The organism is Paenibacillus flagellatus, from assembly GCF_003217775.1.
GTDB classification, from domain to species: Bacteria; Bacillota; Bacilli; order Paenibacillales; family NBRC-103111; genus Paenibacillus_AB; species Paenibacillus_AB flagellatus.
The window spans coordinates 187,704-207,652 of record NZ_QJVJ01000009.1; the positions used below are offsets into that span (position 1 = coordinate 187,704).

22 protein-coding genes are annotated in these 19,949 nt (G+C 58.1%); 21 read left to right on the forward strand and 1 reads right to left on the reverse strand.

From position 1 onward, the window contains the following. The first annotated feature begins 2 nt into the window (after window positions 1-2). From DLM86_RS20450 to DLM86_RS20545, 21 genes are all read left to right on the forward strand, one after another. The gene (locus DLM86_RS20450; RefSeq protein ID WP_110841914.1) at window positions 3-407 is read left to right on the forward strand and encodes a phage tail tube protein; all 405 of its coding nucleotides are present in this window, start codon (window positions 3-5) and stop codon (window positions 405-407) included. Window positions 408-458: 51 nt separating this feature from the next. After that, window positions 459-848 carry a phage tail assembly chaperone gene (locus DLM86_RS20455; RefSeq protein WP_110841915.1) on the forward strand — a complete coding sequence of 130 codons (390 nt, stop codon included), beginning with the start codon at window positions 459-461 and terminating at the stop codon, window positions 846-848. Window positions 849-1,028: 180 nt separating this feature from the next. Next, window positions 1,029-2,282 (forward strand): hypothetical protein, encoded by a 1,254-nt coding sequence (locus tag DLM86_RS20460; RefSeq protein ID WP_110841916.1) that lies wholly within the window; start codon window positions 1,029-1,031, stop codon window positions 2,280-2,282. Beyond that, complete coding sequence (locus DLM86_RS20465) at window positions 2,279-2,953, forward strand: LysM peptidoglycan-binding domain-containing protein (protein ID WP_110841917.1); 675 nt, start codon at window positions 2,279-2,281, stop codon at window positions 2,951-2,953. The genes DLM86_RS20460 and DLM86_RS20465 overlap by 4 nt, the downstream gene beginning before the upstream one ends. Continuing rightward, window positions 2,950-3,960, forward strand: coding sequence for an XkdQ/YqbQ family protein (locus tag DLM86_RS20470; protein ID WP_110841918.1), 1,011 nt, complete (start codon window positions 2,950-2,952; stop codon window positions 3,958-3,960). The genes DLM86_RS20465 and DLM86_RS20470 overlap by 4 nt, the downstream gene beginning before the upstream one ends. Then, window positions 3,947-4,339: a hypothetical protein gene (locus DLM86_RS20475; protein ID WP_110841919.1), complete on the forward strand. Its 393-nt coding sequence runs from the start codon at window positions 3,947-3,949 to the stop codon at window positions 4,337-4,339. Before DLM86_RS20470 ends, DLM86_RS20475 begins: the two co-directional genes overlap by 14 nt. A 2-nt stretch (window positions 4,340-4,341) precedes the next feature. Continuing rightward, window positions 4,342-4,809, forward strand: coding sequence for a DUF2634 domain-containing protein (locus DLM86_RS20480; RefSeq protein WP_110841920.1), 468 nt, complete (start codon window positions 4,342-4,344; stop codon window positions 4,807-4,809). Continuing rightward, window positions 4,809-6,380, forward strand: a complete 1,572-nt coding sequence (locus DLM86_RS20485) for a baseplate J/gp47 family protein (RefSeq protein WP_110841921.1) — start codon at window positions 4,809-4,811, stop codon at window positions 6,378-6,380. The genes DLM86_RS20480 and DLM86_RS20485 overlap by 1 nt, the downstream gene beginning before the upstream one ends. After that, window positions 6,377-6,946, forward strand: coding sequence for a putative phage tail protein (locus tag DLM86_RS20490; RefSeq protein WP_211326562.1), 570 nt, complete (start codon window positions 6,377-6,379; stop codon window positions 6,944-6,946). The genes DLM86_RS20485 and DLM86_RS20490 overlap by 4 nt, the downstream gene beginning before the upstream one ends. Window positions 6,947-6,961: 15 nt before the next feature. Then, the gene (locus tag DLM86_RS20495; protein ID WP_110841922.1) at window positions 6,962-9,487 is read left to right on the forward strand and encodes a hypothetical protein; all 2,526 of its coding nucleotides are present in this window, start codon (window positions 6,962-6,964) and stop codon (window positions 9,485-9,487) included. Window positions 9,488-9,500: 13 nt separating this feature from the next. Continuing rightward, on the forward strand, window positions 9,501-9,929 hold the full coding sequence (locus DLM86_RS20500) for a hypothetical protein (protein ID WP_110841923.1): 429 nt from the start codon (window positions 9,501-9,503) through the stop codon (window positions 9,927-9,929). A 34-nt stretch (window positions 9,930-9,963) separates the two neighbouring features. Beyond that, window positions 9,964-10,071 (forward strand): CD1375 family protein, encoded by a 108-nt coding sequence (locus tag DLM86_RS33030; protein ID WP_281272179.1) that lies wholly within the window; start codon window positions 9,964-9,966, stop codon window positions 10,069-10,071. Between the two features lie 52 nt (window positions 10,072-10,123). Beyond that, on the forward strand, window positions 10,124-10,699 hold the full coding sequence (locus tag DLM86_RS20505; protein ID WP_110841924.1) for a putative phage tail protein: 576 nt from the start codon (window positions 10,124-10,126) through the stop codon (window positions 10,697-10,699). After that, complete coding sequence (locus DLM86_RS20510; RefSeq protein ID WP_110841925.1) at window positions 10,700-11,905, forward strand: hypothetical protein; 1,206 nt, start codon at window positions 10,700-10,702, stop codon at window positions 11,903-11,905. A 185-nt stretch (window positions 11,906-12,090) separates the two neighbouring features. Beyond that, a complete protein-coding gene (locus tag DLM86_RS20515; protein WP_110841926.1) occupies window positions 12,091-12,324 on the forward strand; it encodes a hemolysin XhlA family protein in 234 nt (77 codons plus the stop codon). A 4-nt stretch (window positions 12,325-12,328) separates the two neighbouring features. Further along, window positions 12,329-12,649, forward strand: a complete 321-nt coding sequence (locus tag DLM86_RS20520; RefSeq protein WP_110841927.1) for a hypothetical protein — start codon at window positions 12,329-12,331, stop codon at window positions 12,647-12,649. Beyond that, on the forward strand, window positions 12,633-13,379 hold the full coding sequence (locus DLM86_RS20525) for a glycoside hydrolase domain-containing protein (RefSeq protein ID WP_110841928.1): 747 nt from the start codon (window positions 12,633-12,635) through the stop codon (window positions 13,377-13,379). The genes DLM86_RS20520 and DLM86_RS20525 overlap by 17 nt, the downstream gene beginning before the upstream one ends. 108 nt (window positions 13,380-13,487) lie before the next feature. Further along, window positions 13,488-13,886: a hypothetical protein gene (locus tag DLM86_RS20530; RefSeq protein ID WP_110841929.1), complete on the forward strand. Its 399-nt coding sequence runs from the start codon at window positions 13,488-13,490 to the stop codon at window positions 13,884-13,886. Between the two features lie 283 nt (window positions 13,887-14,169). Further along, window positions 14,170-15,402 carry an ornithine--oxo-acid transaminase gene (locus DLM86_RS20535; RefSeq protein WP_110841930.1) on the forward strand — a complete coding sequence of 411 codons (1,233 nt, stop codon included), beginning with the start codon at window positions 14,170-14,172 and terminating at the stop codon, window positions 15,400-15,402. Next, window positions 15,399-16,313 (forward strand): arginase, encoded by a 915-nt coding sequence (gene rocF, locus DLM86_RS20540; RefSeq protein WP_110841931.1) that lies wholly within the window; start codon window positions 15,399-15,401, stop codon window positions 16,311-16,313. The genes DLM86_RS20535 and rocF overlap by 4 nt, the downstream gene beginning before the upstream one ends. 168 nt (window positions 16,314-16,481) lie before the next feature. After that, window positions 16,482-18,140, forward strand: coding sequence for a glutamine--tRNA ligase/YqeY domain fusion protein (locus DLM86_RS20545; protein WP_110841932.1), 1,659 nt, complete (start codon window positions 16,482-16,484; stop codon window positions 18,138-18,140). 143 nt (window positions 18,141-18,283) lie between these two features. On the opposite strand, the gene DLM86_RS20550 is transcribed toward DLM86_RS20545, so the two are convergent. Beyond that, window positions 18,284-19,873: a lectin-like domain-containing protein gene (locus DLM86_RS20550; protein ID WP_158289588.1), complete on the reverse strand. Its 1,590-nt coding sequence runs from the start codon at window positions 19,871-19,873 to the stop codon at window positions 18,284-18,286. Window positions 19,874-19,949 lie beyond the last annotated feature (76 nt).

Sequence of the window (19,949 nt, forward strand, 5' to 3'; positions counted from 1 at the left end):
CAATGGATGCAAACCGCGTATTTTTGGGTACGTATGGGAAAATCTTCATCGGCGGCGTCTGGCAGAGCAATTTCAACCACCTCGAGGCGAACGTGGAAATCCAGAAGCGGGAGCTGAACCTCGCCGGGGACCCGTGGGTCCGTCACAAGAAAGGCCCGATGAAGGGAACCGGGACGGTCAGCGGCTTCAAGGTAACGAGCGACATGATCGCCCGCGGTTTCGACAAGTTCGAGCTGGTCAGCAAGCTGGAGGATCCCGAGGCGTACGGGTACGAGACGATTACGCTCCAGAACGTCATGCTCGACAAGCTGCAGCTCGCGAACTGGACGGCCGGCGAAGAAGTGAAGGAAGAAGTGTCCTTTACGTTCGAAGGGTACGTGTTGAACGACAAAGTTACGGCGGTGTAAGGGCGGTCAGCCCGCACGGCCCAAACTCAAAATTTCAGGAGGTAACCGACGATGATGGACGATGATATTTTGCAAAAACTGCTCGAAGCCGACAAGCTCCCGGAGAAAACGGTGACGCTGTCGCGTCTCGGCATCCCGGTCACGCTGCGCGGCTTGACCGGCAAACAGGTGTACAAGCTGCGCGAACGATGCACCGAGCGCTCCGACCGTCGCGGCCACCAGTCCGAGCGGCTGGACGAAGAGCAGTTCAACGTCGCCCTCATCGCCGCGGCCACCGTCTCCCCCAATTGGGGAGACTCCCGGCTGCTGGCGAAATACGAGGCGAGCGGCGGCGAGGAAGTGATCAAGCGAATTCTGCTCGCCGGCGAGCTGTCCGCCCTGGGCGACGAAGTGCTCGATTTGAGCGGCTTCAATACGACGCTTGACGAAGTAAAAAACTGATCGACTCCGGGGGGCTTGCCGGTATGCTTCATGCCATTTGGGTGAGGCATCATTTGCGCCCCGGAGCGTTCTGGCAGCTGCCGCGCGGCGAGCAGCTGTTTCTCCTAGCGAGTATGGAGCTGGAGCTTGAAGCAGAGGCAAAGCGCCAAGCGCAAATAAGGCAAGGAAGGCGGTGAGAGAATGTCTGATATAGCTTCGATACTCAAGGTAAGTGATAAAATAGTTCAGTCCCACAAGCGTCTAATTGAGCAAGTGGACAAACTTACCGTTGCTCTATACCGCATGGAACAATATGCAACCAGAGTATCGAAAGTGTTGGGCTCGATCCGATTTGTTGCAGAAACTTTGAACGTAAGCTCATCCATAACTGTTTCGATTCCAAAGGCAGGGGAAGCATCAAGTGAAAAAACAAATTCGTCTGCCGCCGAGAAGAACCAGGTTGATAACAAAGGCTTACTGTCAAAGATGTTCGACTCACTTTGGGAACCAATAGCCGGCTTCGCGAGTTTGTTTTCTTTTGCTAAGGACGTCGGGGATGTGGGGAAAGAAATCAAGCAAAGGCGGGGCGGAAGTAAACCGAGCGAGCCAAGTCCTGAGCAACCCGGAGATCCTTCGAAATCAGCGAAGACTACCAGCACAATGTCTAAATCAAAAGAGATAGTCGACCAGCACGGAAGGGTCTTGCGATCTATATCCCCGGCGGTCGAACAGACATCTTCGAGGGTATTTCCGGAAAGTCAAACCACTGCTAGCCCTTCAGCATTGTCTGAAAAAATGGATATGCCGCCAAACAATAAGTTGTTACCAAAAGGAACAGAAAAGGCAAAGGGATTTTTAGAGAAGATCCCTTCTTTTTTTAAAGGTAAAGGAACATCCCTGCTAAAGGTAGGCGGCGTTCTCGGAGTGGCAACAAACGTCATCGATGTAGTTACCGCGAAAGATAAAAAAGAAGCAACGGTCGGCGCAGTAGCGGGTGCAGGTGGAGCAGCAATCGGTGCGGCTATAGGCAGTTTCATTTTGCCCGGCTTTGGTACTGCTATTGGAGGAACTCTTGGAAACATGGCGGGTACCTTTTTGGGAAAAAAGGTTTATAACATGTTTTCGGGGAAAAAGACCGAAGAGGAAACTTCTAAGGAAAAAGCCCCCGCCGAGAATACCTCCAACGCTTCAAGCATTACCCAGACTACTTCCATGAACCTAGAATTGTATAGGGCGGATGGAAGGGAGTCGGCAATCCTTAGCAATACAGGGTATAGCATGAGTACCTCCGTCCCTCAAGCCGCTCAAGCCGAAACCGCCTACAACATCAGCGTCGAAGGCGTTCAAATCGTAATGCCCAAGGAAGAAATCGACGAAGAGGCGTTGGCGACGAAGATCGGTTGGGAAATCGTAACGAAAATGAAAGCCACGATGGAAAACCAGGTGACGCCATGATCAAATCGTTTTCGCATTTATTGACACAGATCGATATTACGCTGGAGGATGCGGCGGGGACCAAGCTGTGGTTCCCGGTCAATCCGACGGAAATCAATATCAAGCGGGATCGGAGCTTCGAGACGTTCCCAATCATCAATCTGGGCGAGGTCGACTTGCCCCAATCGGAGAAAATCAAAGAGATTTCGTTCTCTTCGTTTTTCCCCGCCGAGTCCGATCCCAGCTACTGCCGCTATAACGACATTCCCGATCCTCAGCTGACGATGAACCAGATCAACACGTGGATGTCGGAGAGGCTGCCGCTGCGCCTCATGATTCCGCCGACGCAGGTCAACGTGCTCGTCATCATTTCATCGCATAACAGCGCCTTCAAGGCGAACGAGCCGGGTGACGTCTATTTCGACCTGACGTTCCGCACGTGGAGGGACTACCGGATCCGGACGTTGGACGAAGTCGGCGGCGGAGGCGGAGCGGCCGGGGAGCCCCGACCGGACTTGAAGCCCGTCCCGAAAACGTACGCGGTTCAACCCGGCGACTCGCTCTGGGCGATCGCGAAGCTGAACCTCGGCAACGGCGCCCGCTGGCGGGAGATTTACGATCTGAATACGGGCGTGATCGGGCCGGACCCCGATCTGATCCGGCCCGGACAAGAGCTGGTGATGCCGACATGACGGACGCCCAAGAACGCGTGTACGAAGTCGTTCTGGACAATCGGTACTTGCTGGGCGACCTGGTCGAAAGCATTACGCTGGAGGAGTCGCTCGACGAGATCGCCTACCGGGCGACGGTCAACCTGATGGTGACGGAGGATTTTCCCGGCATCCGGCCGGGTCAGGAAATACGCGTTTCCGGCATCCCCCATCGCGGCAGCGCCATGGTGTATTTGCTGCACCCGGGGGTCGTGTGGGAATGCGAGAACAGCTACCGCGGCGCGAACCGGCTTACGGCGACGCTGTACGACCGAACGATTTATTTGTCCAAGTCCGAGGACGAGTATTTGTTCCCCGCCGGCCAAACCGCATCGCAGCGCTTGGCCAAATACGCGAGCGACTGGGGAATCCCGCTCCATCAAATTCCCGATACCGTCTACACGCTCAGCAAAAAAGTGTACCGCGCCCAACCGATCTACTCGATGCTGATGTCCGACCTGAAGGAGACGGCGCGCGCCGGAGGCTGGCCGTACCGGCCCCGGATGACGCCGAACGGGCTGGAGCTTTTTCCGATCGGGAGCAACGAGACGGTATGGGCGCTCGAACCGGACGGCAACATCGACTCCATCACGCAGCGGCGGACGCTGGAAGGCGCCGTCACTCGGGTGAAGGTGCTCGGCAAGGAGGAGAACCCCGAGAGCGCGACGGAAATTTTGGCTGTGGAATCCAAAGATACCGATCTGTACGGCACGCTCCAGAAGGTGCACATGGACAGCAGCATCACGACGGTGAGCGGCGCGGTCCAAGCCGCCAAAGGGATGCTGTCCGGCATTCAGGAGACGCTTACGGTCACCGCGCTCGACGTCAACACGATTCGGGCCGGCGATCGGGTGGCGCTCATCGGCAGCGGCATGGATCTGATCGCGACCTCCGTCCGCCACGAGCTCGGCCGTCCCGGCAAAATGACGCTCGAGCTCGCCACGTTCGATTATGTCAAAAGGAGGTACTACTTGGATGGACCCGTATAAAAAGCTGGCTTCCGTATTCGAAAGCCGCATGGCGGGACATGCCTCTACCGCCGTGACGGGCGTGCCCGCCGAATTAGCCACGATGACCGCGGGCGGTTTGAAGCTCGACTCGTTCAAGCACGAAATCAAGGATTACCTCGTGGCCGATTGGGAGACGAAGCTGAAGGTGCCCGCTTTCGAGATGACCGGAACGGTAACGGGCTTGAAGGACGGCGGAGGTGGAAACGTGTCCGGAACCGGCACGTTCGCATTCGCGGAAACCGAGATCGAAGGGGTCGGGCTTCTGTTCAAAGACGGGCTGAAGCCTGGCGATCGGGTGCTGGCCGTCCCCGTGGCCGGCGGCTCGGAAGCGGTCGTCCTTTGTAAGGTGGTGCGGTAACGATGCCGAATTTGTTTCCGATCACGGGCGGCAGCCCGAACCCTACCCCCGGCACAGCGAACGAATCGTCGGGCGGCGGCCAGGTGAAATTCGGACGAAGCTGGCGGTTCGACTACGAGGCCGGCGACTTCGTCCTGACCCCGACCGGTACGGTCGCGACTTGCACCGACGCGGACGCATGGCTGGAATGGTGCAAAAAAGCGCTGTGCACCGAGCGCTACACGTACCTCGCCTATTCGCGCCAATACGGTCACGAATTCGACGAGCTGATTCCCCGCAACCTGACGCGCCAAGCGAATGAGCTGGAAATCGCCCGCATCGCGACCGAGACGCTCAAAACCGATCCCCGGACGAGCCGGGTCGACGGCTTCTCGTTCACCTGGGAGGGCGAGCGCTGTTATTTCCAATGCGAGGTTACTAACGTGCGGGGGCAAAAAGCGAGAATGGAAGGAAGCGTGGTGACGTACTGATGGCGACATTGCCGAATTATTTGCAGGAACAAACCGAAGAAGCGATCCGCCAGCGGATGCTGGACCGGTTGCCCTCCGATCTCGACAAGTCGGAGGGTTCTTTTATATGGGATGCGTTGTCTCCGGCGGCGATCGAGCTGACGCAGGCGGCGATTTGGGCGCAGGAGACGCTGCGGCGCGGCTTCGCCAGCACGACGTTCGGGCCGTATCTCGATCTCCGCTGCGAGGAGCACGGCTTGACGCGGCGCCCCGCCGTCAAGGCGAAAGGGCAGGTGAAGCTGACGGGAGCGGCCGGCACCGTCGTTCCGGCGGGGACGCGGGTCGCGACACCAGCCGACCGGGTGACGGGGACGTCGTCGGTCGAGTTTGCGACGACGGAAGCGGTCGCGATCGGGGGCGACGGTACCGCGGTCGCAGACGTGGAGGCGTTGCAGGCCGGCGCGGCCGGCAACGTATCGTCCGGGGCGATCTCGCTCGTCGTCACTCCGGTGCCGAACGTCACGGCGGTTACGAATGTCGCGCCGACGGCCGGCGGGTTGAACGTGGAGGATGACGCCTCCTTGCTGGCCCGGTATTTCCAGAAAGTGCGCAGCCCGTCCGCAGGCGGCAACAAAGCGGACTACGTGAACTGGGCGCTCGAGGTGCCCGGCGTCGGCGGCGTATCGGTCGTTCCGGTACGGGACGGACCGGGGACGGTGAGCGTGGCCGTTATTAATAACGGCAAGCAGCCGGCGGACGCCGATCTGATCGATGCGGTGCAAAGCTACATCGCTCCTCCTCATCGGATCAAGCTGGCAGCCGAGTCGATGACGCTTAGCGGCTCCGGCGTATCGGTCGATAAAAGCCTGCCCGACGACGAAGGCGACAGCGTAAAGCTGGCCTACAGCTCCGCCGGAGCGGGACGGATCAGCCAGCCGCTTCATGCCATGCTTCCTCAGCCCGGCGTGTGGCAAGTTCGGCTTGCTTGCAAGGCGGGCGGTATGACCGGGACAAGCCCGCTTCTGCAGATCGGCGTATGGAACGCGGCTGCGGAGAGCTGGCTGAAGACGCGGCCGAGCGGCACGACCGACGCGGTTCGCACGCTGCGCGCTGCGGATATGACGCCGGATTTTGCGGTAACGATTCAGGAGTTTTACTGGAACGGACAGGACCCGATCGAGCTGCGGGTCGATCGCCTGCAGACGGATACGACGACCGTCGTCTGGGTGGACGGGTGCGAGCTGCGATCCACGTTTTCGAAAGCAACCGGGGAAGGGAAGGCGCCTATCGGAGCCAAGGTCGTGGTCGAATCGGCCAGCCCGGTACTGATCAACGTTTCGGCGACGCTTACGTTCGTGGAGGGTTACAACCAAGAGAGCGTGGAGGCGGCCGTCCGCCAAAACATCGAGACATACTTGCGCTCGCTTGCTTTCGCCGAGGACAACGATGTGCGGTACGCGCGCATCGCGCAGGCGGTACTCGATACGACGGGCGTGCAGGATTACGCGAATCTCCAGGTCAACGGCGGCCCCGGGAATGTGACGGTTGGCGTCCAGGAGGTTGCCGTCTTGGGGGCGGTGACGCTCGCTTGACGACGCCCATCACCAGCCCGCACGGGCAGCGCATGGCGGGGTATTTGCCGAGATATTACGAGACATCCCGCATCATCCGTTCGGTTCTCCAAACCGAAGGGGAGGAATTCGATCTCGTCCGGGAAACGTTGGCCGATACGTTAAATCAGTGTTTTGTGCGCACGTCGACGTGGGGCTTGGACGTCTGGGAGGACGAACTCGGCCTCCCGCCCGCGCCGGATCAACCGGTAGGGGAGCGGCGGGACAAGATCGTCTCCCGGCTTCGCGGCGTAGGGACGGCGACGATCCGCGTCGTCCGCGACGTGGCGGAGAGCTACGACTACGGGGATGTCGAGGTGATGGAGGACGCCCCGGCCTACACGGTCGTTGTCCGTTTCATCGACACCCTCGGCGCCCCGCCCAACATCCATGACCTGAAAGCGGCCGTTCGGGCCGTTCTACCGGCCCATCTGCAGGTCGAGTACGCTTATAAATATTTGCTGGTCAACCAGCTGCACGATACGATGACCATCGACACGTTACAGACCAGGAAGCTGACGGACTTCGCTCCGATCGTTCCGGTATAAGGAAGGAGACTTCGCATGTCGAGCACGACTCCGAATCTGGGCTTGCACAAGTACGACCCGGCTGCGGACGGGAGCAAGACGTTTGATCTTACGAAAGCGATCAACGAGCCTTATGACATCATCGACGAGAGGCTGGGCGGGGAGCTTGTCGAGGCGGCGGATATCCCCGTCACCATCCCGCAAGGGGTAAGCATCATCAACGCCAACCGGACATCGCGGTTGAAGGATTTGCGCGTCACGGGGCGAACGCTGGTGAATTTGTTGGGGCGGGATGGGAATTGTGAGGATCAAACGAAGTGGGGTAGCTTCCAGGCTACGCACACTCTTGACGCGAACAATAAAGTCTATGGGAACCACGGATTTAAAGTAGCGGTTTCAAGTGGATCATCCGGGTCAACATATAAGTCAAATGTGAGTTTTAGAGCCGGGAAATATTATGTATTAGTTGGCGAAGCGAAGAACGGGAACGCCTCGCATGTACTAATTTCCCTATCGGGAAGCGGTGGAGTCTCTTCTATGCTTCTTTCGGATACGACGAAATTCAATATTCTTTGGTGCAAGGTTGCTCCGATTTCCGATGTCCATTTAAACCTTGATCTAAGCGTTATTGGTATGAATGGCACATACGGATACTTTGACGGTATTCGCTTATTCGAAATCAGCGCTGCAGAGTATGCCGCTCTTGACTCGATGACTTCCGCACAGATCGCCATCAAGTATCCTTACGTTGACGACATGAAATCGGTCAACGCGGTCTATGCGATGAACCCGGGGCGGAACCTGCTGCCGCCGTTTTCGGAGTGGGGTAAGACTGGTGGGGATGGGAACTTTAATGTACTTGGCTCTTACGAAGTGCAGTTAGTTGCGCCGACCAATAGTTCCAGCTTCTTCGATTCACCGAAAATTCAATTTGTTGTCGGGCAGTCCTACGCGCTTTCTGCCACTGTTACGAGCGGGTCGTTTATGCAGATTGTTGATTCGCAGGGAATACTTGCCAGCGTGACCGATACTGTACGAACAGTAACATTCACCGCGAGAGAAGCTTCGACTTCATTCATTCGATACTCGCAGAGCAATTCTGGGACATTTAAAGTCGAGAATCCCATTCTCAATATCGGCTCGACCGCGCTACCGTTCGAACCGCAAAATCCGTCCTACTTGTTCGTGCCCGATTGCCAGCTCCGCTCGAACGTTGACGGTAGCGTCGCGGACGTGCTGGAAGGGAAGACGATTACGCGCCGTTTCCGGGAAACGGTGCTGGACGGATTTATCCAATGGTTGTATGACCATGCATCGTCGGGAACTGGTTATAAAGGCGTTTACTTCCAAGCTTCAAACGCAGTAATTAATTCAGGTTTTGCGATTAAATATGATGGCACACCGCTCAAAAATACGCTGAATACTACGGAATATCGCACAGGGGCCGATAAATTACTGTTAAATACGAATGTGAATATCACCATAGCGAACAGTGATTCCGGTTGGGGCGACAACTTTACACCATCGACGGAAGAAATAAAGGCGTATTTCATGGGCTGGAAGATGTACCAACTTGAAGGCGGGGTAGACTCGGTTTATAACGGATCGGGGACGAAAGCTTGGTTGCCGCAGTACGAGTATATCCGGCACAACGGTAGCTATCCCGGATTTACCACAACCTTGCCGACCCGGCCAGCACCCAACAATACCGGGATTAAAAATTGGGAGTCATACCGCCTGCAATACCAACTCGCACAATCCGTAGCCGAGACGGTCAACTACGAGGGCGAGCTGCTGCTGCATGACGGCCCGAATCAGATCGAAATGGGGACGGGTGTCGTGGTGCGGGAGGCGGCAAAGCCATACGCTACCGGAACGAACAATCAGGTCAACAACACGAACTATCCGTCATCTTTGTTCAAGTATCGGGCAAATACGATTTACCGCTTCTACAAGGGCGGTGTCGACGACACGGGTAAATGGACGAGGGACACTACGGTTGCGAACGGGAGAGTAAGGGCATATGCCGACAATGCGAATTTCGACCCGAACGCCGCATACTCCGTAACGTACTTCGCGCTGGACACCTACACGCTCGGCATCGCCCCGGCTTCGATAACCGGAGTCGTGACGGCGAACATTCGGGAAACGGTTGACGACGCGGTCGAGGCGATAACCGGGCTCCGGCGGGACGTGTCCGCGCTGCAAACGGTCAAGGCTGGGAAGCAGCAGCCGCAATGGATCGCGGCGGGCTTGCAAAACGGATGGGTGAATATCGGATCGGGGAACACGGAAGCCGCTTATCTGAAGGATGAATTTGGATTTGTTCATATTCGAGGGAGCATTTCCAGCGGTTCGACCGTTTACAATACGCCGATTTTTAAACTCCCAGCCGGGTATAGGCCAGCCAAGAACACCAGTTTCGTCACAATATCTGGAAATGGAACGAGCGACATATTGGCTAGGGTCGTAATCGAATCAAACGGGAATGTTTCCTTCCTCGTTGGCGCAAACAATTATTTCGTGTTGGATAGCATAGCACCGTTCCGAGCGGAACAGTAAAGGAGGGCTGACCGTGAAAGAAGCATATAAAATCGGCCTCGACGGCCAATTCATCGAACCGGAGCTCGTCCCGTTCGACACGGAAGGCGTCGCCGAAATCTACGAAACGCCCGCGCCGACGGAGGAGACGCCGGAACCCGAGCCGGTCCTCATCGGCTACCGCGTGGCCGTCCCGTTACCGCCGGGGCTGTATAAGCCGCGCTTCAACCTTGCCTCAGGGGAATGGGCCGAAGGACTGGCTCCGGAAGAAATCGAAGCCATCCGCCAAGCTTCTCAACCCCCACCATCTTTAGCTGATCAATTGAGCCAGCTTCAGCGGGAAAACGAAAGCATAATGTTGGCCTTAGCCGAACTATATGAATCTTTCGGGCAGGGATCCCCTGTTACTGAGAAAGGCTCCCTGTTTGCTACCTTAAGTCAGAAGTGGAAAGCGTTACGCTAAAAAGCAAACTGAACGAAAAGGTGGTTTTAAAAGAATGGTGGAGATTTATGCAATATTGATCCGCAAAGGCTTAAAAACGATTTGGGATGTCCCTGAAAATAAACGGGGGGAAGTCCAAGCCTTCCTAAACCGTAAGGGATGAGGCCATAAAATTTATTGTTGTTTTCCAGCCACAATAAAGGTGGTGATTGAGAATGAATGCCCCAAAACTAACTAGTTTCCGCGGGCAAAAGATGGCCTCCTATGTGCCGCGCTATTATGAAACTTCGAGAGTTTTCCAATCTTTGCTCCAGACGGAGGGGCAGGAAGTAGATGACCTTCGGGCAGCTCTGGATAGTATAGTAAAGCAATTTTTTGTGCGGGTATCGACTTGGGGACTAGACGCATGGGAGCAAGAATTAGGCCTTAGTCCGACTCCCAATCAGCCGGAAAACGAAAGAAAAGATCGAATCGTTTCCCGGTTGCGGGGAGTTGGCACTGCTACGATTCGTGTGTTAAAGGAAGTGGCCGAGGCCTACCATAATGGAACGATTGATGTGATCGAAGATTGCGATAACTTCAATGTCATCGTCCGCTTTGTTGATACGAGCGGCATTCCGGCAACCTTAAACGATATACATGCTGCCGTGCGCAACGTGCTGCCGGCTCATTTGAATTTTCAATTTGAATTTAAGTACTTCTTATGGTCGGACCTTGATGCGATGGCATGGACCTGGGATCAGTTCGACGATTTGAACCTCACATGGGACCAATTGGAGGTGTACGTGTAAATGCCAGACGTAACGGCAAAACTCGGCTTAAAGAAGCCGCTGGGCAACGAGACATTCAGTCGTGCAGCCTATAACGAAAATCTGGATCTGATCGAGCAAAACGCTGCCGCCCAGTCGGACCTGACGGATCACCGTAATGCTACTCAGGTTCATGGGGCTACGTCGGATGCGATAGCTGGCCGCCTGATCATGCGCGATGCGGCTGGTCGTGCAAAAGTTGCCGCTCCTACGGCAGCGGATGATATTGCACGCAAGGCCGAAGTGGATGCGGCGATGACGGTTGCCAGTAATGCACAAGCAGCGGCAGATGCGGCTTTTCAATCAGCCAGTAGTGGTAAAAATGCGGTCGCTGCCGCAATTACTGGCATGGGGCAAACGGCAAGCGGCAGCGACACTTTTACGCAGTTGGCTTCGAAGATAAGCTCTATCTCTAAGGACGCAACTGCAACGGCCGGGGAAGTATTAACTGGTAAGACGTTTTATCAGGGCGGTACAAAAAAGTCTGGGACGATGCCCAATAATGGGGCGCTTGGAACGATCATGCCGGGTACGACGAATCAATCGATCCCAGCCGGTTATACGACTGGTGGGACGATCGCCGGCGATGCCGACCTTGTCCCGGGAAATATCCGATCGGGCGTCAACATTTTCGGCGTGACCGGAAATGTCGTTCAGGCTAGCGGTAACGCTGGGGCAGCACAAGTTCTTACTGGTTATACGGCTAGCAATTCGAGCGGAGGGTTCTCGGGAAGTATGCCGAACAACGGCGCGCCGACTTGGGTGCCTGGGACTAGTAGCCAAAATCTAGCCGCAGGGTATTACAGTGGTGGTACGATAATAGGTGACTCGGATCTCGTTGCATCTAATATTCGGTCCGGCGTAAATATATTTGGCGTTGTGGGATCCTTAGTTGAAGGGCATCATCATGCGAAGGGAACAGGGAGTTTAATTGATAGTTCCATGGTGGTTACTGGATTGGGTTTCCAACCAAGTTTTATCATATCAGCTGTTTGGTATCAGTGGGATACGATCGTTTACATTTTTTCTGATGGGGCAGTTTGGGGATACACCACAAACAAAGGTTTTGGAACAAATATTAGCGGAACTCCGCAGTACGTGATCCAACCAAACGGATTTACAATTTCCGGTATATCGGGGAATACAAGCGGTGAGGCCCAAAGTATGCGTTGGATGGCAATTGGATAGAGAATGAAAATGTTATTTTAGAAGACAACTTTAGAATCATCATCCTACAATTCACCCACAAGTAGTGAAAAATGAACGAATAAGAGTTTACGAAATGGAACTAGCCTTAGCCAATCTGCTATCAAGCGAAGGGAAATAACATCGGCATCACCCAAAACTGCCCACAGGAAAGGAGGGCATCGGCCATGGGAGATAGCGACATTCAGAAGGAAATCCTTCAGCGCCTCACCCGAGTCGAGACGAAGCTGGACATGATGTCGAGCGTCCGGGACATGGCGCAGGAAGCGCTCCAATCGACGGCGGCGGCGCACAAGCGGCTGGACCGGCTGGAGAAGATCGTGTATTGGGCGGCCACGACCATTATCGGCAGCGTTATCGTCGGGGTCATGGCGATGCTGTTCAATTTGAAGGAGGGCTGAGCCCGTGCAAGACACCCAACTGTTCACCTGGACGGCCCTGCTGACGATCGGCGGGGCCTCTTTGCTGACCTTCTACATCGTGCAGTATACGAAAATCCTCGTCGACCGCGTCCTGCGCAAATGGCGCGTCCCGACGGACGTGTACGCGGTGGCGGTGGCGTGGGTCGTGCTGCTCGCCGCGCAGTTCGCCATCGGCACGGAGGCGGATTGGCGCACGTATTTCCTCGCGTTCGCGAACGCGTTTCTGGTGGCGGCGGCCGCCGGGCAAATTCAGAATAAATCGATACACCCGCCGGGAGGAGATGCGCATGACGAAAGGACTTGATTGCGCCACGCCGCTGTCGGCCGCCAAGGCGGCGGCTTTCCGGGCGGACGGCTATGAGTTCGCCTGCCGCTACTTGGTGCCGAGCGGGTGGAAACGGCTCACCCGCGAGGAGGCGGAGGCGATCAGCGAAGCCGGCCTGCACATCGTCTCGGTGTTCGAGACGACGGCCGACCGGGCGCTCGGCGGACGAGCCGCCGGCCTCGCGGATGGCGCTGCGGCGGCGCGCACGGCGCAGGCGATCGGCCAGCCCGAGGGCAGCGCGATTTATTTCGCCGTCGATTTCGACGCCTCAGCCACGCAGATGGCCGCCGTCATCGACTACATCCGCGCCGCCAGCGAGGCGACGCCGGCGTACGCCACGGGCGTCTACGGCTCGTACGCCGTCATCGAGGCGGTCCGCCGAGCGGGCGTCTGCTCCCGCTATTGGCAGACGTATGCCTGGAGCCGCGGCCGGAAAGCCGACGGCATCCACCTGTACCAGTACCGCAACGACATCGACGTGAACGGCGTCGGCATCGACATGAACGAATCTTACGGCAACGAAGGATGGTGGAACACGATGGGATACCCGTTGAAGGCGGAGGACGCGAACGAGATTATCGCGCGGTTTTTGAGCCACGAGTTCAATCTGGCGTCGGACGAGGACAAACGGCGGCGCAACGAGCTGGCCAACGAGCTGCGCAAGGCGTCGGGACAAGCGGTGCAGCCGTATGCGCCGAACGGCGGCTAGCGGCCGCTACAATTTTTTAACAAAACCTGCGATTCCCTCTAACAATCCTTGGTTACACTAAAAGCAAATAAACACTATACGGATTCAAAAAGGGAGGAAGCCGTTACGATGAAGTCGATTCGCCAATGGCTGGCGCCGGTGCTCACGATCGTCCTGCTGATCGCTCACGGGGCCGTACAGCGCCAAGCCGATTATGCTATCGCCGGGAATGTCCCCGCCGAGCTGGCCGCGTCGCAGCAAGTCGTGCCCGCCCTCTCCATCGTGGAGGCGAAAGATCTGCTCGGCCAAACGGTGACGATCCGGGCCACGATCGCGGGCCAGCCGGTCGTCCAGCCCGACGGCAGCTACCGGGTGCTGGTCGAAGACGAGACCGGAACGCTCGAGCTGTCCGCCGACGCGTTGCAGCTCCGGCCCGGGGACGTCGTCCAAATTACCGGCCGCATCGGCGGCTCCTTCCAAGACACGCTTCTGCAAACCAGCTCCGCCGGCATCGTGCCCGTTCGGTAACCGCCGCTATTTGGCAAACCAAAACCCTACCCCATATCCCTTCCAGCGCCGGGCTAGTCGTAGTCCGGCTCTTTTTGCGTTTCCAGCGCATATACTGATCTTACAAAATGTACAGGTGCCTTTCGACGGCCGCATTCGGTATAATGAATGTATAGAAAACGCTTTCAAAGACTCGTGATCTCCCATCGCTTGCAGGCGAACCAACGGATGGGAGTGAGCTTCGTACCCTAACGCTGCATTCCCGTTTTGCTGCGATTCCATCACACGGAAGGGGGAAGTGCGGATGAGTTCAACGAACGAAAATATGGAGACCATTCGCCGGTACGGCGCCAACAACTACAACCCGCTGCCCGTCGTCATCGTCCGGGGGGAAGGCGTCTGGGTCGAGGACGAGGCGGGCAACCGTTATGTGGACATGCTGAGCAGCTACTCCGCCCTGAACCACGGACACCGGCACCCGAAAATAGTGGCGGCGCTCAAGGATCAGGCGGACCGGGTGACGCTGACGTCGCGCGCCTTCCATAGCGAGCCGCTCGGGCCGTTCTATGAACGGCTGGCCCGTCTGACCGGCAAAACGATGTTCCTCCCGATGAACACCGGGGCGGAAGCGGTCGAGACGGCGATCAAGGCGGCGCGCCGCTGGGCCTACGACAAAAAGGGCGTACCCGACGGGCAAGCGGAGATCGTCGTTTGTGCGGGCAATTTCCACGGCCGGACGATTACGGTCACGTCGTTCTCGTCGTCGCCGGCGTACAGGCGGGGCTTCGGGCCGTTCACGCCGGGGTTCGTCATCGTCCCTTACGGGGATGCGGCGGCGCTCGAACGCGCAATCTCGCCGAATACGGCGGCGTTCCTCGTGGAGCCGATTCAAGGCGAGGCGGGCATCATCGTCCCGCCGGAAGGCTACTTGCGAGCGGCCTCGGACATCTGCAAACGGCATAACGTCCTGCTGTTGGCGGACGAAATCCAAACCGGCTTCGGCCGGACGGGACGCCCGTTCGCCTGCGATTGGGAAGGGGTCACCCCCGACGCGTACATTTTGGGCAAAGCGCTTGGCGGGGGCGTCTACCCGATTTCGGCCGTGGCGGCCGATCGCGACGTGCTCGGCGTGTTCGATCCCGGCTCCCACGGCTCGACGTTCGGAGGCAATCCGCTTGCCTGCGCGTGCGCGACGGCGGCGATGGACGTGTTCGAGGAGGAGCGGCTTGCGGACCGTTCGCGCGAGCTGGGCGATTATGCGATGGAGCGACTGCGGAGGACGGCGAGCCCGGTCGTGAAACAAATCCGCGGCAGAGGACTCTTCATCGGCATCGAGCTGGCCCGGCCGGCCCGGCCGTACTGCGAGCGATTGATGGAGCTCGGCGTATTGTGCAAGGAAACGCACGAGACGACGATTCGTCTCGCCCCGCCGCTCACGATTACCCGCGAGGAGCTGGACTGGGGACTCGACCGCATCGTGCAAGTGTTGAGCGGTCCGAACCCGGGCATGACCGAGAAGGAGGCGGATGTCGTATGAATTCCCGTATTCGTCAGGACGTTTCGTTGATCGGAGTGCCGATGGATTTGGGCGCGGACCGCCGCGGCGTGGATATGGGGCCGAGCGCGATCCGGTGCGCGGGGCTCGAGTCGCGTTTGGAGCAATTGGGGTACGCGGTGCACGACGAAGGCGATCTGGTCGTGCGCCGAGCGAAGGCGTATTCGTCCGTTCCGGAGTCGAACTTGAAATATTTGTACGAAATCGTCCGCGTCAACGAGGAGCTGGCTGAAGCCGTAGCCGGCATCATCGCCCGAAAGCGGTTCCCGCTCGTGCTCGGCGGGGACCACAGCATCGCGATCGGGACGCTGGCCGGCATTCTCCGGCACAAGGAGAACGTCGGCGTCATCTGGTACGACGCGCACGGCGACGTCAATACGGCGGATACGTCCCCGTCGGGGAACATCCACGGCATGGCGCTGGCGGTGGCGATGGGATACGGCCACCCGGCGTTGACCGGCATCGGCGGGGAGCGCCGCAAAGTAAAGCCGGACAACGTCGTCATCGTAGGCTCGCGGTCGCTCGATCCCGGCGAGCAGCGCTTCCTGAAGGAAAAGGGCGTAACCGTGTATACGATGCACGAAGTGGATCGGCTCGGCGTTTCGCGCGTGATGGAGCAGACGCTCGATCAGGTGACGCGAGGAACGGACGGCGTGCACCTCAGCCTGGATTTGGACGGCCTCGATCCGAAGGAGGCGCCGGGCGTCGGCACCCCGATTCCCGCCGGCATGTCGCTGCGCGAAAGCCTGCTCGCGGTGGAGATACTGTCCGACGCGGGCGTCGTGACGAGCGCCGAGTTCGTCGAGGTCAATCCGACGCTCGATATTCGCAACGAAACGGCGAAGATCGCCGTCGAGCTCATTGCCTCCTTATTAGGCGAAAAAATTATGTGAAGCCGCAAGCGGAGCTCCCCCGGATGAATCGATCCGGGGGCTTTTTTCGTTGACGGCGGGCGTTAGGCAAATTCGGGGCGGTGGCGCCAACGCCGGCATCTTATATTTTCCCACAATTTTGTGTATGATAGAGGGATAGCTAACGTTGCGGAAAGGGGATCGCCGATCATGGAAACGAAACCGGCATCATCGAACTTTATTAAAACGATCATAGCGGAAGATTTGAAGGAAGGCCGCGTCCGGCAAGTCGTCACGCGGTTTCCGCCGGAGCCGAACGGGTATTTGCACATCGGGCACGCCAAGGCGATCTGTCTCAATTTCGAGCTGGCCGACGAATTCGGCGGACGGACGAACCTGCGCTTCGACGATACGAACCCGGTCAAGGAAGATACGGAGTATGTCGAAGGAATTCTGAACGATATTCGCTGGCTCGGCTTCCAGTGGGACGAGCTGCATTTCGCTTCCGATTATTTCGAGGAGAACTACAACCTCGCCGTCATGCTGATCCGCAAAGGACTCGCCTACGTCGACGACCAATCGCCGGAAGAAATGCGCATCAACCGGGGGACGCTGACCGAGCCGGGCAAAGAAAGCCCGTACCGGAACCGTTCCGTGGAGGAAAACCTCGACCTGTTCGCGCGGATGCGCGCCGGCGAGTTCAAGGACGGAGAACGGGTGCTGCGCGCCAAGATCGATATGGCGTCTCCGAACATCAACATGCGCGACCCGGTGCTGTACCGGATTCTCCATGCGCACCATCATAAGACGGGCGACGCCTGGTGCATTTACCCGATGTACGACTTCTCGCATCCGCTCGGCGACGCGCTGGAAGGCGTGACGCATTCGCTCTGCTCGCTCGAATACGAGGACCATCGTCCGCTGTACGATTGGGTCATCCGCGAATGCGAGATGGAGCACGTCTCGCGCCAGTACGAGTTCGCCCGGTTCAACATGACGAACACGATCATGAGCAAGCGCTACTTGAAAAAGCTCGTCGAATCCGGCTCCGTCGACGGCTGGGACGATCCGCGGATGCCGACGATTACGGGCATGCGCCGCAGAGGCTATACGCCGGAAGCGATCCGCAGCTTCATGCGCGAGGTCGGGGTGGCGAAGGCGGTTTCGACGGTCGACGCGTCGTACCTGGATCATTTCGTGCGGGAGGATTTGAAGCTGAAAGCGCCGCGGACGATGGCGGTGCTGGAGCCGCTCAAGGTCGTCATTACGAACTATCCCGAGGGGCAAGTGGAGATGCTCGACGCGGAGAACAACCCGGAGAACGAGGAAATGGGCATCCGCCAAATCCCGTTTTCGCGTGAAATTTGGATCGAACGGGACGACTTCGCGGAAAATCCGCCTCCGAAGTACCATCGGTTGTATCCGGGCAACGAGGTGCGGCTGAAGCACGCGTACTTCATCAAGTGCGAGGAAGTGATCAAGGACGCCGACGGCAACGTCGTCGAAATCCGCTGCACGTACGACCCCGAGACGAAGAGCGGATCCGGCTTCACCGGCCGGAAGGTGAAAGGAACGATCCACTGGGTCGACGCCACGAAGGGCTTGCCGGCGGAGTTCCGGCTGTACGAGCCGCTCGTGCTGGACGAGAAGGTGGACTCGGAGACGTTCCTGGAGCGGCTGAACCCGAATTCGCTGACGACGCTGCAAGGCTACGTCGAGCCGAATATGGCGGAGGCGGCGCCGCAGGACAAATTCCAGTTTTTCCGCCACGGCTACTTCAACGTCGACTCGAAATATTCGGCGCCGGGCAAGCCGGTATTCAACCGGATCGTATCGCTCAAAAGCTCGTACGACCCGGGGGCGAAGTAAGGCATCCCTTCCTTATACGGGAAAGGCAAATAGAGAGGCGGCCGAAGCTTGGCCGACGCCTCTCTTTTTGTCGTTCGCGCAAAAACGCGCGTCGCGAGCCTAGCCGATTCGGCGGCAGGCCCGTTACGCGCGTGAAGGGGCGATCAACCCTCGACGGCCGGGTTCAAGAACGGCGGGACGAGCAGCCTCAGCAGCAGCTTCACGTCGCTGCGGTCGAAGCCCGGCAGTCCGTTCGCGTCGGGGACGCCCGACACGACGTTGCCGAGAACGTCGTCGATATGGAGGCCGTCCTCGCCGCCTCCGCCGAACCGCTCGAGCAGGTCGGTTTCGTTCAGGACAGGAATGTGCAGCTGGGCGATCGGGTTATTCGTCGTGTCGTTCAACGCTCCCGGCAGCAGGCTGAGCGATACCGGCGTCGTCGAACCCTCGATCGGCCGGTCCAAAACCAGATGGAAGCGGTGCGGGTTCGGGCCGTGTTCGGGAAATATTCGCTCGATTTTCGAAGCCGTGCCCTTCAAGACAAAACGGCTGAAGTCGAAAGGAGCATCGCCCGGCAGTCCGATCCCCTCCTGGACGTACACTTCGAGGAAGGAAGCGTCCAGCCGATCGAGCATCGCATACCCGACCTTGGAATAAGCGGGGTCAAGCCGGTGCAGCGCGAACCGGTACTGGTTCGATACCGTTCCGTCCTCGGACGTGACTTGGACGTTCATCGTATGCACCGGACGGTAGTCCGCGAACCGAATCGTGCCGGCCGTCGTGGACGGAGCGAAGGCGAAGCCGCCGTACGTAACGTCGGTGACGGAATACGTCGCGTCGGAGACGCTGATCGCGAGCCTGGCGTTGGCGTCGGATTGCCGGATCGAGAACGGAACGGCCGTCAAGTCGCCCGGCACATAGACGTCATAGGTCGTTGAGCCCCCGGAGAACGGGGAGGTCATCAGCGTATTCGGAAACGAAGCATCCTCCAGAAAGGCGTTGCGGCCGAGCGGCTTCGAGATGACGACGTCGTCGATTTCCTGCAGGCTGGAAAACGCACCCGTGCTGGCCGTAAAGCCGACGCCGGCGTAGGTATTGTCCAAGGAGATGCCGGTCTTGTCCATGACGAGCGCGCCGTCGATCGTCACCTTGACGCTGTCCGGCCGGACTTCGATGCGGGCGTCGTACCATTTGTCCTCGATTCGGCTGTTCTCGATAAAGGCGTCGTATCGGGCCTGCTCGATCAACTCGTTCGACAGGTGCTCGGCGTTATCTTTGAACAGCGAGACGTGCGAGTACACGGGATCCCACGGGTTTTGCCACCAGCTGTCGAATTCGACGCCATAGCCGTTGCCGGGCTCGAAGCCCATGCCGCCGCCGCTGACGGGCAGCAGGTTTTGCTTCTTGTTGAACATGAAGACGATGCCGTCCGCGGGGTAGTCCGAGGGATCGTACATGCGGAACTTGAACGTAACGTCATAGGGCGGCGACAGCTTCTGCTTCAGCCAGGCGGTGCCGACTTGGCTCTGTTCCCTATCCGTCAGACGCATGCGGCCGTCCACGATCGCGGGGTGGCCGACAACCTCGGACGATTCGCTGATCAAATCCCACAGCCCCGAATCCCGATCGAAATGGTCCTCCACCAAAATTGCGCCGGGCGGCGGCGTATCCGCATGGACCGTCCCCGCATTGAAGCCGGAAACGGCCGCGAGGCCCAGTAAAACGGCAAGAAAGCCGGTAACGGTTTTGATCAATTCCTTTCCCTCCATCGCGACGAAAACGAATCATTTCGATAGGCATACGCCTATTTTTCATTATACGCCGTTCCAA

Coding starts and splice junctions, on each gene's coding strand:
- DLM86_RS20545 (WP_110841932.1), top strand. CDS start 16,482: ATGGAAACGAAACCGGCATCATCGAACTTTATTAAAACGATCATAGCG.
- DLM86_RS20470 (WP_110841918.1), top strand. CDS start 2,950: ATGACGGACGCCCAAGAACGCGTGTACGAAGTCGTTCTGGACAATCGG.
- DLM86_RS20475 (WP_110841919.1), top strand. CDS start 3,947: ATGGACCCGTATAAAAAGCTGGCTTCCGTATTCGAAAGCCGCATGGCG.
- DLM86_RS20455 (WP_110841915.1), top strand. CDS start 459: ATGATGGACGATGATATTTTGCAAAAACTGCTCGAAGCCGACAAGCTC.
- DLM86_RS20450 (WP_110841914.1), top strand. CDS start 3: ATGGATGCAAACCGCGTATTTTTGGGTACGTATGGGAAAATCTTCATC.
- DLM86_RS20480 (WP_110841920.1), top strand. CDS start 4,342: ATGCCGAATTTGTTTCCGATCACGGGCGGCAGCCCGAACCCTACCCCC.
- DLM86_RS20505 (WP_110841924.1), top strand. CDS start 10,124: ATGAATGCCCCAAAACTAACTAGTTTCCGCGGGCAAAAGATGGCCTCC.
- DLM86_RS20495 (WP_110841922.1), top strand. CDS start 6,962: ATGTCGAGCACGACTCCGAATCTGGGCTTGCACAAGTACGACCCGGCT.
- rocF (WP_110841931.1), top strand. CDS start 15,399: ATGAATTCCCGTATTCGTCAGGACGTTTCGTTGATCGGAGTGCCGATG.
- DLM86_RS20535 (WP_110841930.1), top strand. CDS start 14,170: ATGAGTTCAACGAACGAAAATATGGAGACCATTCGCCGGTACGGCGCC.
- DLM86_RS20530 (WP_110841929.1), top strand. CDS start 13,488: ATGAAGTCGATTCGCCAATGGCTGGCGCCGGTGCTCACGATCGTCCTG.
- DLM86_RS20515 (WP_110841926.1), top strand. CDS start 12,091: ATGGGAGATAGCGACATTCAGAAGGAAATCCTTCAGCGCCTCACCCGA.
- DLM86_RS20465 (WP_110841917.1), top strand. CDS start 2,279: ATGATCAAATCGTTTTCGCATTTATTGACACAGATCGATATTACGCTG.
- DLM86_RS20460 (WP_110841916.1), top strand. CDS start 1,029: ATGTCTGATATAGCTTCGATACTCAAGGTAAGTGATAAAATAGTTCAG.
- DLM86_RS20485 (WP_110841921.1), top strand. CDS start 4,809: ATGGCGACATTGCCGAATTATTTGCAGGAACAAACCGAAGAAGCGATC.
- DLM86_RS20510 (WP_110841925.1), top strand. CDS start 10,700: ATGCCAGACGTAACGGCAAAACTCGGCTTAAAGAAGCCGCTGGGCAAC.
- DLM86_RS33030 (WP_281272179.1), top strand. CDS start 9,964: ATGGTGGAGATTTATGCAATATTGATCCGCAAAGGCTTAAAAACGATT.
- DLM86_RS20525 (WP_110841928.1), top strand. CDS start 12,633: ATGACGAAAGGACTTGATTGCGCCACGCCGCTGTCGGCCGCCAAGGCG.